This is a genomic window from Sulfitobacter sp. F26169L, from assembly GCF_026410285.1.
Classification (GTDB): domain Bacteria; phylum Pseudomonadota; class Alphaproteobacteria; order Rhodobacterales; family Rhodobacteraceae; genus Sulfitobacter.
Genome location: NZ_JAPMLP010000005.1, coordinates 117500 through 131855, shown reverse-complemented (window position 1 = coordinate 131855; position 14356 = coordinate 117500). Strand labels below are relative to the sequence as shown.

The 14356-nt window shown below is 56.2% G+C and carries 17 protein-coding genes; 14 read left to right on the top strand and 3 right to left on the bottom strand.

The annotated features are described in order from the left end of the window. Positions 1 to 15: 15 nt before the first annotated feature. Positions 16 to 570: an NnrU family protein gene (locus OS189_RS12820; RefSeq protein ID WP_267167719.1), complete on the bottom strand. Its 555-nt coding sequence runs from the start codon at positions 568 to 570 to the stop codon at positions 16 to 18. A 3-nt stretch (positions 571 to 573) separates the two neighbouring features. Then, positions 574 to 1431, bottom strand: a complete 858-nt coding sequence (locus OS189_RS12815) for an HpcH/HpaI aldolase/citrate lyase family protein (RefSeq protein ID WP_267167718.1) — start codon at positions 1429 to 1431, stop codon at positions 574 to 576. A gap of 278 nt (positions 1432 to 1709) precedes the next feature. Between OS189_RS12815 and OS189_RS12810 the strand changes: the two genes are divergently transcribed. Beyond that, entirely contained in the window at positions 1710 to 2042 is a 333-nt protein-coding gene (locus tag OS189_RS12810; RefSeq protein ID WP_267167717.1) for a hypothetical protein, read from the top strand. Between the two features lie 3 nt (positions 2043 to 2045). Here OS189_RS12810 and OS189_RS12805 read toward each other — a convergent pair whose 3' ends face one another. After that, positions 2046 to 2801, bottom strand: coding sequence for a sulfite exporter TauE/SafE family protein (locus OS189_RS12805; protein ID WP_267167716.1), 756 nt, complete (start codon positions 2799 to 2801; stop codon positions 2046 to 2048). Between the two features lie 236 nt (positions 2802 to 3037). Here OS189_RS12805 and OS189_RS12800 point away from each other — a divergent pair, with 236 nt between their 5' ends. From OS189_RS12800 to OS189_RS12740, 13 genes are all read left to right on the top strand, one after another. Beyond that, the gene (locus tag OS189_RS12800) at positions 3038 to 3910 is read left to right on the top strand and encodes a PRC-barrel domain-containing protein (protein WP_267167715.1); all 873 of its coding nucleotides are present in this window, start codon (positions 3038 to 3040) and stop codon (positions 3908 to 3910) included. Positions 3911 to 4073: 163 nt separating this feature from the next. Then, positions 4074 to 5039, top strand: a complete 966-nt coding sequence (gene mdh, locus OS189_RS12795; protein ID WP_267167714.1) for a malate dehydrogenase — start codon at positions 4074 to 4076, stop codon at positions 5037 to 5039. Continuing rightward, the gene (locus OS189_RS12790; protein ID WP_267167713.1) at positions 5036 to 5800 is read left to right on the top strand and encodes a glycosyltransferase family A protein; all 765 of its coding nucleotides are present in this window, start codon (positions 5036 to 5038) and stop codon (positions 5798 to 5800) included. Before mdh ends, OS189_RS12790 begins: the two co-directional genes overlap by 4 nt. A 172-nt stretch (positions 5801 to 5972) precedes the next feature. Beyond that, a complete protein-coding gene (gene sdhC, locus OS189_RS12785) occupies positions 5973 to 6356 on the top strand; it encodes a succinate dehydrogenase, cytochrome b556 subunit (protein ID WP_267167712.1) in 384 nt (127 codons plus the stop codon). Between the two features lie 11 nt (positions 6357 to 6367). Further along, a complete protein-coding gene (gene sdhD / locus OS189_RS12780) occupies positions 6368 to 6739 on the top strand; it encodes a succinate dehydrogenase, hydrophobic membrane anchor protein (RefSeq protein ID WP_267167711.1) in 372 nt (123 codons plus the stop codon). Between the two features lie 187 nt (positions 6740 to 6926). After that, the gene (sdhA, locus tag OS189_RS12775; protein WP_267167710.1) at positions 6927 to 8732 is read left to right on the top strand and encodes a succinate dehydrogenase flavoprotein subunit; all 1806 of its coding nucleotides are present in this window, start codon (positions 6927 to 6929) and stop codon (positions 8730 to 8732) included. 2 nt (positions 8733 to 8734) lie between these two features. Then, positions 8735 to 9631, top strand: a complete 897-nt coding sequence (locus tag OS189_RS12770) for a hypothetical protein (RefSeq protein WP_267167709.1) — start codon at positions 8735 to 8737, stop codon at positions 9629 to 9631. Next, positions 9628 to 9954, top strand: coding sequence for a hypothetical protein (locus OS189_RS12765; protein WP_267167708.1), 327 nt, complete (start codon positions 9628 to 9630; stop codon positions 9952 to 9954). The genes OS189_RS12770 and OS189_RS12765 overlap by 4 nt, the downstream gene beginning before the upstream one ends. A gap of 49 nt (positions 9955 to 10003) precedes the next feature. After that, positions 10004 to 10783: a succinate dehydrogenase iron-sulfur subunit gene (locus OS189_RS12760; RefSeq protein WP_267167707.1), complete on the top strand. Its 780-nt coding sequence runs from the start codon at positions 10004 to 10006 to the stop codon at positions 10781 to 10783. Positions 10784 to 10792: 9 nt separating this feature from the next. Beyond that, a complete protein-coding gene (locus OS189_RS12755; protein WP_267167706.1) occupies positions 10793 to 11569 on the top strand; it encodes a DUF1963 domain-containing protein in 777 nt (258 codons plus the stop codon). Continuing rightward, on the top strand, positions 11569 to 11784 hold the full coding sequence (locus tag OS189_RS12750) for a hypothetical protein (RefSeq protein WP_267167705.1): 216 nt from the start codon (positions 11569 to 11571) through the stop codon (positions 11782 to 11784). The genes OS189_RS12755 and OS189_RS12750 overlap by 1 nt, the downstream gene beginning before the upstream one ends. A gap of 73 nt (positions 11785 to 11857) precedes the next feature. Then, positions 11858 to 13501, top strand: a complete 1644-nt coding sequence (locus tag OS189_RS12745) for an FAD-binding dehydrogenase (protein ID WP_267167704.1) — start codon at positions 11858 to 11860, stop codon at positions 13499 to 13501. Then, entirely contained in the window at positions 13498 to 14340 is an 843-nt protein-coding gene (locus OS189_RS12740) for an urea carboxylase-associated family protein (protein ID WP_267167703.1), read from the top strand. Before OS189_RS12745 ends, OS189_RS12740 begins: the two co-directional genes overlap by 4 nt. Positions 14341 to 14356: the final 16 nt, after the last annotated feature.

Genomic DNA, 14356 nt, shown 5'->3' with positions numbered 1-14356 from the left:
GGATTATCCGTTGGGTTAGGAGAAGGGATTGACGCCAAGCGCGATGTGGATGCCTGCGGTGATGCTGAAAGCAACCAGCGTGATAACAGCAAGGCGGATGTAGGTTTTGCGACCCGCATGGGGCGGTGCAGTCCAGTCTGGCGCTGCGCGGTTGATCAGAATGACCGACCCGACAGCCCATGCCAACATTCCGCCGAACAGAATGATAGAAGCCAGATCGCCGTTTACCAAAAGGTGTGCCGCGGCCCAGATTTTCACCGCCAGCAATTGCGGATGGCGCGTTTTATACGCAGGCCATGCCTTTGCCCCTTTGGCCGCACTTGAGCCGTAGATCCAGAAGGCCACCAGCATCGCAAGGTTGTTGATCCCGTTCAGAAATGTTGGCGGGGTCCAGACAGGAATAAAGTCAGCACCGCGATACCCGATAATCATCAGGATCAGTGAAACAACAAGCACAAGCGCCACCAGCCCTTTGCCCTTGTCCCCCATGGCGGCGCGTTGCGCGGGCATGAGGCGTTTGAAATAGTGGGCGGCGATCCAGAGGATCAGGCCTGCAATAAGTAGGGTCATGGATTACTCCGCGTTGAGGGCTGCTATGGCGTCTAGCTTTGCCAGTGTTTCACGCGCAGTTGCAACATGCAGATTTTCGACAATCTTTCCGTCAACCACTGCAACACCCTGACCTGACGCCTCACACTCTTCAAAGGCAGCGATCTGGCGGCGCGCCAGATCGGCCTCTTCATCAGAGGGAGAGAAGGCGGCGTTTGCCACATCAAGCTGTGCGGGGTGGATCAAGGTTTTACCGTCAAAGCCCATATCACGGCCTTGCTCACATTCGACACGCAAGCCGTCATCATCTTTGAACGCGTTGTAAACGCCGTCGATCAGCGCCACGCCATGCGCTTTGCCCGCCAGAACGCACAGGCCCAGCCCCGCCATTAACGGCAGGCGGTCAGCGCGAAAGCGGGTCTGCAAATCTTTGGCAAGATCGTTTGTGCCCATCACCATACCTTGCAACTGCTTATGCGCGGCAATCTCGGCGGCGTTCAGCATTCCCAGCGGCGTTTCCATCATTGCCCAAAGCGACACATCGCCGACAATCTGCGCCAGCGCATCCAGATCGGCGGAGCTATTGACCTTCGGCAGCAAAATCGCATCCGCCCCCATGTCGCGCGCCGCTTTGGCATCGTCGGCACCCCATTCGGTGTCCAGCCCGTTGATGCGGATAATCTTCATACGGCTGCCATACCCGCCGGTTTCCAATGCCTCGGCCAGCGTGGCGCGGGCAACTGCCTTTTCGTCGGGAATAACCGCGTCTTCCAAATCAAAGATGATTGCATCGGCAGGCAGCCCGCGGGCCTTGTCCAGCGCGCGCGGCTTGGAACCGGGGATGTAAAGAACAGAACGCAAAGGGCGGCTGATGGAGGGCATGGAAAGCTCCTTTTGGAAGGTTGGCGCAATATTGTTGCGCACAGAGGCGCATTTTTGCCCCTAAACTTCAAGCGCAAACCTGCCGCAGTGCAGCAATATTTACGGGCATTTGATCTGCGTGCGGCGCATTAACACTGTTTTCAGAGGTGTCAGGGCAGGATTGAGACACGGTGCAGACGCTTTGAACTCTTTGGCCGATTTGGTGAAAAATCAATGGGGAGTGGCGCAAAGCAGGCAGTCAACGTGTCGCGCCGCCCGTTCACTGGAAAGGCATTTCTATGACCCAAACTGCAAAAATTCTTCACCTCGTTGTGCTGACGGCTGCGGCGGCACTTTACATCGCCACGACAACATCGGTCGCTGCGCAGGCGCCGCGAAAGTGTGGTCCGCGCGCGGTGTTTGTGGACCGGCTTGCCCAAGGCTACGGCGAAACCCGTCAATCCGTCGGCATCGCTGTCAACAACGCGATGGTCGAAGTATTCGCAAGCGCTGAAACAGGCAGTTGGACAATTCTGTTCACAACACCAGAGGGAGTGACCTGTCTGGTCGCATCGGGACAGTCCTTCGAAACAGTGGCAGAGGTGTTGCCGGCGCGGGGAAGCGATGCGTAAGGCTCAGGTCAGTCCATCCCAGATCAGCTTTAGGCCTGTCAGGGTAAGCAAGACGTAGGTAATTGCGAAAAACGCACGTTCGGGCACAACATCATGTGCGCGCACGCCCAGCCACGCACCGGCAAGTGCGAAGGGGGCAAGAAGTAGATTGGCCGTCGCAGTCTCCAGTGTGAACATCCCCAAGAAGGCATAGGGGATAAATTTGGCAATGTTGATGGCCCAGAATATCAAAACGGAGGTGGCCTGATATCCGGTTTTGGACAAGTCGCGAGACAGAAGAAACACCGCCGCGGGCGGACCACCTGCATGGCTGACAAAGCTGGTAAATCCCACTGCAACACCGGCAATCAGCCCGGCGCCATCCGGCATCCGGTGCGCACCAATGTACAACCAGCCGCGCTTGAGACTGATTTGCCAGATTACGAACCCGACCGAAACCGCCCCGATCAGCAATCGCAGTAAATCGGGCGATGCAACGCGATACAGCGCGGCGCCTAGCACCACACCCGGCAACCCGCCCGCGATGATCAACAATGCCTCGCGCAGATGCCAGCGGCCCCAGTAGGGCTTAAGGGATGCGACATCTATCAGCATCAACATCGGAAGCATAACTCCCAACGCCAGCCCCGGATCAACAGCCAGCGCAAGGATCGACGCCGAGGCAAACGCCGCGCCCGAACCAAAACCGCTTTTTGAAATACCGGCAAAGACAACCGCCGGTCCGGCAATGGCGAAAAACCATAAATCAAGCTCAAGCATTTCGACATCCCTGACAACGCTTCACCGCACATACCCTTATAGCAAGAAGCAGGCATACAGAATGTTGATAGCGATAAAACGCAACGCAATAAACGCTCTCGATCGTTTTCAAGCCAGCATGTCATAGATTAATGAAAAGCGAAAATATTTCGCGTCGAACGGAACAAAGCGAACCCTCTGCCGTTGTTACTCCAGAAGGTGCGGGACAGCCGCACAACAAAACAAGGAGATAAGATATGAAACGCTTTTTGAGCACAACGGCCCTGATCGTAGCAATGACTGGCACGGCGCACGCCGAAGCACACTCTTCCGGCTATGGCACTGTAACTCTTGGTGATTCCGACTTCCTGGCATCCGACATGATTGGTATGCGGATTTACAATTCCGAAAACGAAGTTGATGTGACACGCCCTGTGGCGGCGGATGCCGAGCAGGAATGGGATGACATTGGTGAAGTAAACGACATCATCATCACATCCGAAGGTAATGTGGCGGCAGTAGTGCTGGGTGTAGGCGGATTTTTGGGCCTTGGAGAGCGTGACGTTACCGTCTCCATGGATCAGATTAAAGTTCTTACCGAAGATGGCGATGCAGATGACCGCTTTTTGGTCGTAAACACTTCGAAAGAAGTTCTGGAGGCCGCGCCGGCGTTTGACGATGACCGTGATGAAAACATGGAAAACGCTGACAAGATGGCGAAAAATGACGACATGGCGAAGAACGACGACGTGGCAAAAGCAGACGACATGGCGGAAGCTGATAACGATAACCGCCGCATGCTGACCCCACCAATGATCGAGCGTGATGGTTATGCAGACGCCGATATGGAAGTGATCAGCGATCTGACCGCTGAGGACCTGGACGGGACAACCGTTTACGGTGCCAACGACGAAAATGTTGGTGAAATCGGTGAGGTTATTCTGGGCGACTCGGGTAAGGTAACCGGTATTGTGATCAACGTGGGTGGTTTCCTCGGCCTCGGTGAAAAGCCTGTCGAAGTCACATTTGACGAGCTGCGTATTCTGAAAGAAGCCGACGGTGATGATCTGCGGATCTACATCGACAGCACCAAAGAAAATCTGGAAGCACAGCCAGAATATAAAGGCTAAGTACTTGCTTGATAAATGAGAAATATCCGGCCACCCTTTCGGGGGTGGCCGTTTCGCGTTTTCTGCATTGCGCTGCGCGATCTCTTTCGGCGAACTCCAACTTGCATGAACGCAGCCGAGAGGGTAAGCCGCGATCAACGCAAACCTCATGGAGTACTGCAAAATGGCACGAGCCAAAATTGCGCTGATTGGCGCGGGTAATATCGGTGGCACACTGGCCCACCTCGCAGCGATCAAGGAATTGGGTGACGTGGTGATGTTCGACATCGCCGAAGGTCTGCCACAGGGTAAGGCGCTCGATATCGCTGAATCAGGTCCATCCGAGGGATTTGATGTCGCGATGTCCGGCACACAGGATTATGCGGATATCGCGGGTGCCGATGTATGTATCGTGACCGCAGGCGTTGCCCGTAAACCGGGGATGAGCCGTGACGATCTGCTCGGCATCAACCTCAAGGTCATGAAGTCCGTTGGCGAAGGCATCGCCAAGCACGCACCGAATGCATTTGTGATCTGCATCACCAACCCGCTTGATGCGATGGTATGGGCGCTGCGCGAATTTTCGGGCCTGCCTGCTGAAAAAGTATGCGGCATGGCGGGTGTGCTTGATTCGGCGCGCTTCCGTCACTTCCTTGCGGAAGAGTTCAAAGTATCTATGCGCGATGTGACGGCATTTGTGCTGGGTGGTCATGGTGACACAATGGTGCCGCTGGTTCGCTATTCAACTGTTGCCGGTATCCCGCTGCCAGACATGGTGAAAATGGGCTGGACCTCGCAGGAAAAACTGGACGCGATTGTTCAGCGTACCCGTGATGGCGGTGCCGAAATTGTCGGCCTGCTGAAAACCGGATCGGCGTTTTATGCGCCTGCAACATCCGCAATCGAAATGGCCGAAGCCTATCTGAAAGACCAAAAACGCGTGCTGCCCTGCGCGGCATATGTGGACGGCGCTTACGGCCTGAACGGTTTCTACGTTGGTGTGCCAACCGTGATCGGCGCTGGTGGTGTTGAAAAGGTCATCGAAATCTCGATGAGCAAGGACGAGCAGGCGATGTTTGACAATTCTGTCAACGCAGTCAAAGGCTTGGTCGAAGCTTGCAAAGGTATCGACGGCTCGCTTGCCAAATGAATGAAGGTGTAGCGGGGGATGACGTGGTGCGGAACGGTTTTGCCACCGTCGTTATCACCTGCTGCAACCGCCCCGACGAACTGGAGCAGACGCTGACATCCATGTTGGCGTGTGACCTTTCGGGGGTTTCCAAGTTTGTCGTTATCGATGATTCTGGCTGTGAGAAGAGCGCAGGCGTGGTTGCGCGCCTGCTTTCGGATTTTGATCACGTCTATTTGCAGAATCCGCAAAATATCGGCCAGATCAGGTCTGTTGACCGCGCCTACGCGCAGGTCGAAACCCCCTACATCTTTCACTGCGAAGAAGACTGGGTTTTTCCCACCAGCCTGTTCCTAAACGAATCGCGCGCGCTACTGGATGCATTTCCGGAAATCCACGCGGTGATGCTCCGCGACACGTCAGAGCGGCCGGAGATTTTCAGCGAAGGTGCGGAGCAGGTGGATTGCGGAGTGCGCTACTTTCGCGCCGATCCCAAATCGCACCGCCGCTGGGGCAGTTTCTCGTTCAATCCCGGTTTGCGGCGTCTTTCCGATTACAAGGCGCTTGGCCCGTTCAGCGCGATGGGGCCGGAGCGTGATATAAGTTTTGATCACAAAATGCGGGGGTTTGTGCTGGTTAACCTTTCGGATGGCGATGTGCGCCATATCGGGCATAACCCGACCGAAAAAAAAGACGAGAAAGCACGCAAGAAGGCCAAAGGCTATCTGTGGAAATCGCTCAATGACCGCATCCGGTTTTTAGTATTCAAACTTACCCGATAGAAATTTGTGGTCACAGCGCACCAACGTGTGATCACAAAACTTAGATCTTTCAGAACAAATTTGCATTTTTGATTTATTTGATCACAAAGCAGGGATGAAAATGACGCAGGGCGCGTGACAGTGCCGAAAAATTTGCTAAGTGTATGGGCAACTAGCCACGAAGGAGCCTGATATGGCCGATGTGAACCGGGGCAACCGCCCCCTGTCGCCGCACTTGTCGATCTACCGCCCGCAGCTAACGTCGATGACGTCGATCCTCACGCGGATCACGGGCAATGCAATGCTGATCACTTCCTTACTGATTGTGTGGTGGTTCCTCGCCGCGGCCAGCGGATCGGATTATTTCGACATGGTGAACGGTTTTCTGACCAGCTGGTTTGGCGATCTGATTATGTTCTTCTCCGTTCTGGGGCTGTGGTATCACACGCTTGCCGGCGTGCGGCATCTGATCTGGGATAACGCAGTCGCAATGGATATCCCGACAGCTGAAAAGCTGGGCCGGGCGTGCATTGGCGGTTCGGTGGTGTTGACGCTGATCACCGTTATCGTGGTTTAAGGAGAGTTCACATGGCATTTTTGACAGACCGAAAACGCGCGATGGGTCTTGGTTCGGCCAAGTCGGGAACAGCACATTTCTGGGCGATGAAAGTCAGCTCTGTAGCGCTGCTGGTTCTCATACCGTTGTTTGTGTTCACATTTGGTGCGGCGCTGGGCGGAACCTATGAAGAAGTTATCGCATACTACCAGCGACCGTTTCCCGCGATCGTTGCTGCGTTGACGATTCTTGTGGCGTTCAAACATTTCAATGACGGTGTGCAGACACTGCTGGAGGATTACGTCCACGGCCTGTCGCAACGCATTGCGATCATTGTGATGACATTGATCAGCTATGGCGCGGCGGCTGTCGGCATCTTCGCCATTGCGCGGCTTGCGCTGTAAGCTGCCTGCGACAATTAGGGCGGCGGTTTGGTCTTTGCCCTGCCGCCGCGAATGCTAGGTGTTGACGAAATGGCGGACTTTTCCGCCAACCGAATATGCCGGATGATCGGGCGCTCAAAGCGTCAAATGTACAGACAAGGTCAGATTCCCGCAGATGGACAGACCGCAAGCTTGAAGAGGGCACGACATGGCTGCTTATGATTATGAAACCCACGAATACGACGTAGTTGTTGTCGGGGCAGGTGGTGCAGGTTTGCGCGCCACGTTGGGCATGGCAGAGCAGGGGTTGAAAACAGCCTGCGTAACCAAGGTTTTCCCCACACGTTCGCACACGGTTGCAGCACAAGGCGGGATCGCGGCATCGCTCTCCAACATGGGGCCGGACAACTGGCAGTGGCACATGTATGACACCGTCAAAGGCTCTGACTGGCTGGGGGATACGGATGCGATGGAATACCTCGCCCGCGAAGCGCCCAAAGCGGTTTACGAGCTTGAGCATTACGGCGTACCGTTCTCGCGCACCGAAGAAGGCAAGATTTATCAGCGCCCCTTTGGCGGCCACACAACCGAATTCGGTGAAGGCCCCCCCGTGCAGCGCACCTGCGCTGCTGCCGACCGAACCGGCCACGCAATTTTGCACACGCTTTATGGCCAGTCGCTCAAGCATAACGCCGAGTTCTATATCGAGTATTTCGCGATTGATCTGGTAATGTCCGACGATGGCGTTTGCCAAGGCGTTCTTTGCTGGAAACTGGATGATGGCACGATGCACCTGTTCAGCGCCAAGATGGTTGTGCTGGCCACAGGTGGCTATGGCCGCGCCTATTTCAGCGCGACATCTGCCCACACCTGTACAGGTGACGGCGGCGGTATGACCGCCCGTGCCGGTCTGCCGTTGCAGGATATGGAGTTCGTGCAGTTCCACCCCACCGGTATCTACGGCGCTGGCTGTTTGATCACCGAGGGCGCGCGCGGCGAAGGTGGCTATCTCACCAACTCCGAAGGTGAGCGATTTATGGAGCGGTATGCGCCGACCTACAAAGACCTTGCCAGCCGCGATGTTGTATCGCGCTGCATGACGATGGAAATTCGGGAAGGCCGCGGCGTGGGCGAGAAGGGGGATCACATCCACCTGCACCTCAACCACCTGCCGCCGGAAACGCTGGACCTGCGCCTTCCCGGCATTTCGGAATCCGCGCGCATTTTTGCCGGCGTGGATCTCACGAAAGAGCCGATCCCCGTTCTGCCGACTGTTCACTACAACATGGGTGGTATTCCAACGAACTATTGGGGCGAAGTGCTGGCTCCAACCGCAGATAACCCCGATAATGTCTCTCCCGGTTTGATGGCTGTGGGCGAGGCGGGCTGCGCCTCTGTGCATGGCGCGAACCGTCTTGGATCCAACTCGCTGATCGACCTTGTGGTGTTTGGCCGTGCGGCTGCCATTCGTGCCGCTGAAATTGTTGATCCGAAAACACCCGTGCCAACCCCGAACAAAGCCTCTATCGAAGCGGCGTTCACCCGCTTTGACGGGCTGCGTCATGCCAAAGGCCAGACGCCGACAGCTGAATTGCGCCTTGAGATGCAGCAAACCATGCAAGCCGATGCTGCCGTTTTCCGCACAGACAAAACGCTGGCCGAGGGCGAAGCAAAGATGAAAGACGTCGCAGCGAAGATGTCGGATTTGAAAGTGACAGATACCTCCCTTGTCTGGAACTCCGATCTGATGGAAACGCTGGAATTGACGAACCTGATGCCAAACGCGGTGGCGACTATTACCGCCGCAGCCGCGCGCAAGGAAAGCCGTGGCGCGCATGCGCATGAGGATTACCCGGATCGTGATGACGAGAACTGGCGCAAGCACAGCCTGATCCGCTTTGACGGCGATAAGGCCGAGCTTGATTTCCGCCCCGTTCATCTTGATCCGCTGACCGCGGAAAAAGAGGGTGGAATTGACATGAAGAAAATCGCACCAAAAGCGCGGGTTTACTAAACATGGCAGGCGTGGCGCAGATTGACACCGCGTGGTCGCAGGCAGGGTTTTCCCCTGTCTATGCGCTACAGGTGTTTGGCATGCGCCGCTCTGGCAACCACGCGATTATTGACTGGCTGATGCGCAATGCCCCCGGTGCCGCCAGCGGGGGTGTATTTTACAACAACTGCAAATTTGGCAAAGACCCCCGCCGCGCCTACGGCTCGCTTGATGTGTATAATGCCGCGCGCGAAGTCATGCCGCATGTCGATATGTCCGACGCTGACCGTATCGCGCATGCCGGACCTGCGCCCATGGTGATCGTGTCTTACGAAGACCGGATGCCGCAACCTTTCGGCACCCCGCAAAAGGCGAGCAACCGGATGGCTGACGCTGATTTCAGCCGTCAGATTATCATCTACCGCAGCTTTCTGAATTGGTCGGCGTCCTTACTGGCCAAGATCAAAAAGAACGTCGGTTTCGGGGCGACAGACCGGATGCGGATTATGGGACTGGCATTTGCAACCTACATTCAGGGGCTGGACCGGATCGCGCAGGATGATGATATGCTGGCGATTTGTTACGATAACTGGATGATGGACGAGGCATATCGCGCCGGTATCCTCCAGCGGCTTGCCCTGCCGGTCCGTGACCTGAGCCGTGGCAAGGTGCAGCGCTATGGCGGGGGATCGTCCTTCCAGAAAAAAGCCAGCAGCGCGGATGATCTTGATACGGTTGCGCGTGATGCGACGATGGCGGATGATCCCGAATATCAGGTACTGTTGTGGACCACGGCCCATGATCTGCAATTCATGGAGCGTTTGATCCCCCATTTCGAACAGGACGCGGAACGTCTGGCCATTTTGGCCGAAACAGCGAAACTGCACATGACCCTACCGCCCAGAGAGGCCACCACATGATCCGAGCGATAATATTAACCGCGGTGTTGGCATTATCGGCCGCCTGTACCGAAGTGCAGACAGCAGCCGATCGAACAGGCCGCAAAGCCGCCCAAGCAGCTGTGACCGAAGTAATCGCCATTAATTTTCCGCAGGTGCCCAAGCCGCTGATCGAATCTTTCACAGGTTGCGTGATCGACAATGCCCAGGCGGTAGAGGTGCGTGAACTGGCGAAAGCATCAATTGTTGGTATTGACGATGACACTGTTGCGGTGGTGCGCAATGTCTTGTCCCGCCCTGCCACCCAAGCCTGCCTGCGTGACCGCGCACCCCTGATACTTTGAATAATTTTCGCGCCTCCGGCGCTGCCGACTGACAAAAAGGAACAGCATCATGGTACAACTGACGCTCCCCAAAAACTCCCGCATGACCAGCGGTAAAACATGGCCAAAGCCCGAAGGCGCAACAAACCTCAAGGAATTCCACATCTACCGCTGGAACCCCGATGATGGCAAAAACCCTTCGGTCGATACCTATTTTGTCGATCTGGATGACTGCGGGCCAATGATTCTGGACGCGATCATCAAGATCAAGAACGAGATCGACCCCACGCTGACCTTCCGCCGCTCTTGCCGTGAAGGCATCTGTGGGTCCTGCGCAATGAACATTGACGGGATCAATACGCTGGCCTGTACCTATGGTATGGCCGAGGTCAAAGGTGTCGTGAAAATCTATCCGCTGCCACACATGCCGGTGATTAAGGATTTGATCCCCGATCTGACGCATTTCTATGCGCAGCATGCCTCGATCAAGCCATGGCTGGAAACGCACACATCAGCGCCTGCCAAGGAATGGAAGCAATCAATCGAAGACCGCAGCAAGCTTGACGGTCTTTATGAATGTATCATGTGCGCGTGCTGCTCCACCTCCTGCCCCAGCTACTGGTGGAACGGTGATCGCTATCTTGGGCCAGCGGCGCTGCTGCATGCCTATCGCTGGATCATTGACAGCCGCGATGAAGGAACAGGCGAGCGTCTGGATGATCTGGAAGACCCGTTCAAACTGTACCGGTGTCACACAATCATGAACTGCGCCAAGACATGCCCCAAGGGCCTGAACCCTGCGCTGGCAATCAGCCAGATCAAAAAGCTGATGGTTGAGCGGACAGTCTAAGCCGCGCTGATGTTTGGCTGGCTAAAGAAACTCACAGGCGGCGCGCGCAAATCAACAGCGCCGCCTGTTTTGCATGGGCCGCTGTCGGAAGATGTTTTGCGCACTGCTTTGGCGCGGCCTTGCGCACCGCTGATTTTTCATAGGCCTGCAAATATTGATCCTTTTTCCACGATGTTTGGTACCGTGCGGCTGGCGCGCAAGGACGAAGTCTGGCCCACTTACGAAGGCGCGCCAATGTGGCCGCTGTGTCAGATCAATCTGGCCCAAGCCCCCCTGCGCCCCGAAGCGTTAAGTGATTTATCCCTGCTCACGCTGTTCATCGCGCCGGAACACGCCATCACACCAACTCCGATCATCAACACCCGCAAACCCGATCCCGCTGCCACCTGGGCCTTGCGCAGCTACGCTACACTGGGTGGCCTGACCATCCCCACAGCACCGGAACATGGCAGCCCGCTTTCGCCGCGGTTGGGTGAATGGGGTGATGTGCGCGCGGACTTTGCCAATCACGATATGGCAGGGCATGTTGTGGATACCAATGCCAATGATGTCTATGCATACGAATGGGCGCAGACGGTTCAGCAGACAAAACTTGGTGGTTGGCCTGCTACAGTGCAGTCAGAACCATGGTGGGCGTATCAGAAAACCCGCGATACATGGGATTATGTGATACAAATCGAAAACGAACCAAAAGCAGGCTGGCAGGGGTGGGGCGACGGGGCCGCCTATATCGCCCGCTCGCGCAAGCGCCCCCACCTTTGGGCCATTGATGTGCAGTTCACCTGATGCTGCTGATCCTTGCACCAATCATATTTGCCGTTGTGGCCTATCTCGCGTGGCGCAATCGTGCCGTGCGCGGATGCCGTTGGCGTGAAGATCGCAGCGGCGACAAAGGGGCCTTGCGGATGTATCGCTGTGCCGCTTGCGGAGCAGAGGCATTCACCGCATCCAAAGGCCCGCCGCAAAACTGCAAGAAAGGTTTGGGCGGCGCCTCGCTATGATTCCCGCGTAACGCTCGACACACCGCCTCTGCGAGGTGTAGCGTTTGGTTGAACTACACGGGACCAAAATCAGATGAGAGAATTTTCACCCGATGTTATCATTGTCGGTGCAGGTCTTGCAGGAATGGCCGCAGCGCATGAAGCGATCTTGCGCGGACGCCGCGTGCTTATGCTGGACCAGGAAGGACAGCAGAGCCTTGGGGGACAGGCGTTCTGGTCGTTGGGCGGGTTATTTCTGGTCGACAGTCCCGAACAGCGCCGCCTTGGCATCAGGGACAGCGCCGAACTGGCGTGGCGCGACTGGCAGGGATCTGCGCAGTTCGATCGCACGGAAGACGCTAATCCGCGTGCGTGGGCCGAAAGATTTGTAGAGTTCGCCGCAGGTGATATGCGCGGCTGGTTGCACGGCCTTGGCATGCGCTGGTTTCCTGTCGTCGGCTGGGCCGAACGGGGCGGCGCACTGGCCGGTGGTCATGGTAATACCGTTCCGCGGTTTCATATCACATGGGGTACAGGTACCGGCGTGGTCAAACCCTTTGCCAATCTGATGGTGCGCTACAGCGCAGACGGGCGGCTGAAAATGGGCTTTCGCCACCGTGTCGATGCGTTGATCGTCGAAAATGGTGCTGTCAAAGGTGTCAGCGGAAGCGTGCTGGAGCCGACAACCGCCGCACGGGGCCAATCCACCTCACGCAAGACAGTGGGCGAGTTTGCATTTCACAGCGAAGCAGTCATCCTGACAACCGGCGGCATCGGCGGCAATCACACGCTGGTGCGCAAACACTGGCCCGCGCGTCTGGGCAAAGCACCTAAAACAATGGTGGCCGGTGTGCCGGATTACGTGGACGGGCGTATGCATGGCATTGCAGCCAAAGCAGGTGCAGGGCTGATAAACGAAGACCGGATGTGGCATTACTGCGAAGGTCTGCAAAACTTTGATCCGGTCTGGCCCAATCACGGTATCCGCATCCTGCCCGGCCCGTCGTCGATGTGGTTTGATGCCAAAGGCAACCGGATGGAACCGCCCTTTATGCCCGGCTTTGACACTTTGGGCACATTGAAACGTATCCTGAGCGTGGGCGAACACAGTTGGTTTATCCTGACCCAGAAGATCATAGAAAAGGAATTTGCCTTGTCAGGGTCCGAACAAAACCCCGATCTGACGGATGGCGGCTGGCGCGAAGTGTTAAAGGCGCGCCTGGGCAAAGGCGCCACACCTGCAGTTGAGGCATTTAAGGAGAAAGGCGCAGATTTTATTGTGGCGGATGATCTGGAAATGCTGGTGGAACGAATGAATGCGCTGACGCCAACAGCGCCTGTCAAACCGGATCATATCCGCAGGCAGATCGAAGCGCGCGACCTGCAACTGAATAATCCGTTTTGCAAAGATGCGCAGATCACCGCCATTCGCGGGGCGCGTGGGTACAAGGGCGACAGGCTGATCCGCACGGCAAAACCCCATGCTATTCTTGACCCCGCAAATGGCCCTCTGATCGCGGTTAGACTGAATGTGATTACCAGAAAGTCGCTGGGCGGGTTGCACACGGACCTGCAATCGCGCGTGCTGACCCCTGACGGGAATATACTGCAAGGATTGTATGCAGCCGGAGAGGCAAGCGGATTTGGCGGTGGCGGTTATCACGGGTATAATGCGCTGGAAGGTACATTTTTAGGCGGCTGTCTGTTTTCGGGCCGTATTGCAGGACAAAACGCATGAACACGCCACCCGACGCCGAAGCACGCCGCGCCGTCAAACCCGTAATCTGTTATCCGGTAGAGACACTTCCAGCCCCTGATATGGATATGTTTGGCGCAGCCCGCGCTACCCTGATAAAAACGGATGAAGTTGTTGTACCGCCAAGGGAGGCCGCAACTTTTACAGTTCCCGCAGGCCATTTTTTTCGCATCAGCAGTATCGAAGGGCCGCAGGTCGGTGACCTGAACCTGTGGAACGCCAACAATTTGGAAGAGCGGTTTTACTCCGGCAAAACCCGCGCTTTGCATGGCACCCACATCACGCGCGGCCATCGCATGTGGTCTGCCTTTCCTGCGCTTCGGCCCATGGCCACCATCACCCACGACAGTCTTGAGTGGTACGGAAAGGACGAATTTGGCGGCTCGGTGCATGACGTGATCGGCACGCGTTGCGATCCCTACACTCACAACTTGCTATCCGGCGGGCATTATCATCATTGTTGCCATTCCAACCTTACCCGTGCCTTGGCCGATCATCTGGGCATCCCCGTCGCAGAAGCCGAACCGCATGTGCATGACGTCCTGAATGTGTTCATGTGCACAGGTTTTACCCACGATACAGGTCAGTATTTTATGAAAGCCAGCCCTGTAAGGCCCGGTGACTACCTCGAATTTTTCGCTGAAATAAATCTTCTCGGCGCGCTCAGCGCCTGTCCCGGTGGTGATTGCAGCACCGCTCATTCATCTGACCACGCGCAGTGCTATCCGCTGCTGGTCGAAATATTGAAACCCGATCCGGCAACTCTCAAAAACTGGCGCAGTGTACCGGCAAGTGGTTACGATCGCAGCCACGGAACGTGACCACGATCTTCTTTTT

Bases quoted from the DNA above. Each gene is read 5' to 3' on its own strand.
- sdhC (WP_267167712.1), top strand. From the start codon at position 5,973: ATGGCCGATGTGAACCGGGGCAACCGCCCCCTGTCGCCGCACTTGTCG.
- OS189_RS12750 (WP_267167705.1), top strand. From the start codon at position 11,569: ATGCTGCTGATCCTTGCACCAATCATATTTGCCGTTGTGGCCTATCTC.
- OS189_RS12770 (WP_267167709.1), top strand. From the start codon at position 8,735: ATGGCAGGCGTGGCGCAGATTGACACCGCGTGGTCGCAGGCAGGGTTT.
- mdh (WP_267167714.1), top strand. From the start codon at position 4,074: ATGGCACGAGCCAAAATTGCGCTGATTGGCGCGGGTAATATCGGTGGC.
- OS189_RS12760 (WP_267167707.1), top strand. From the start codon at position 10,004: ATGGTACAACTGACGCTCCCCAAAAACTCCCGCATGACCAGCGGTAAA.
- OS189_RS12790 (WP_267167713.1), top strand. From the start codon at position 5,036: ATGAATGAAGGTGTAGCGGGGGATGACGTGGTGCGGAACGGTTTTGCC.
- sdhD (WP_267167711.1), top strand. From the start codon at position 6,368: ATGGCATTTTTGACAGACCGAAAACGCGCGATGGGTCTTGGTTCGGCC.
- OS189_RS12765 (WP_267167708.1), top strand. From the start codon at position 9,628: ATGATCCGAGCGATAATATTAACCGCGGTGTTGGCATTATCGGCCGCC.
- OS189_RS12820 (WP_267167719.1), bottom strand. From the start codon at position 570: ATGACCCTACTTATTGCAGGCCTGATCCTCTGGATCGCCGCCCACTAT.
- OS189_RS12755 (WP_267167706.1), top strand. From the start codon at position 10,793: ATGTTTGGCTGGCTAAAGAAACTCACAGGCGGCGCGCGCAAATCAACA.
- OS189_RS12810 (WP_267167717.1), top strand. From the start codon at position 1,710: ATGACCCAAACTGCAAAAATTCTTCACCTCGTTGTGCTGACGGCTGCG.
- OS189_RS12740 (WP_267167703.1), top strand. From the start codon at position 13,498: ATGAACACGCCACCCGACGCCGAAGCACGCCGCGCCGTCAAACCCGTA.
- OS189_RS12805 (WP_267167716.1), bottom strand. From the start codon at position 2,801: ATGCTTGAGCTTGATTTATGGTTTTTCGCCATTGCCGGACCGGCGGTT.
- OS189_RS12815 (WP_267167718.1), bottom strand. From the start codon at position 1,431: ATGCCCTCCATCAGCCGCCCTTTGCGTTCTGTTCTTTACATCCCCGGT.
- OS189_RS12800 (WP_267167715.1), top strand. From the start codon at position 3,038: ATGAAACGCTTTTTGAGCACAACGGCCCTGATCGTAGCAATGACTGGC.
- sdhA (WP_267167710.1), top strand. From the start codon at position 6,927: ATGGCTGCTTATGATTATGAAACCCACGAATACGACGTAGTTGTTGTC.
- OS189_RS12745 (WP_267167704.1), top strand. From the start codon at position 11,858: ATGAGAGAATTTTCACCCGATGTTATCATTGTCGGTGCAGGTCTTGCA.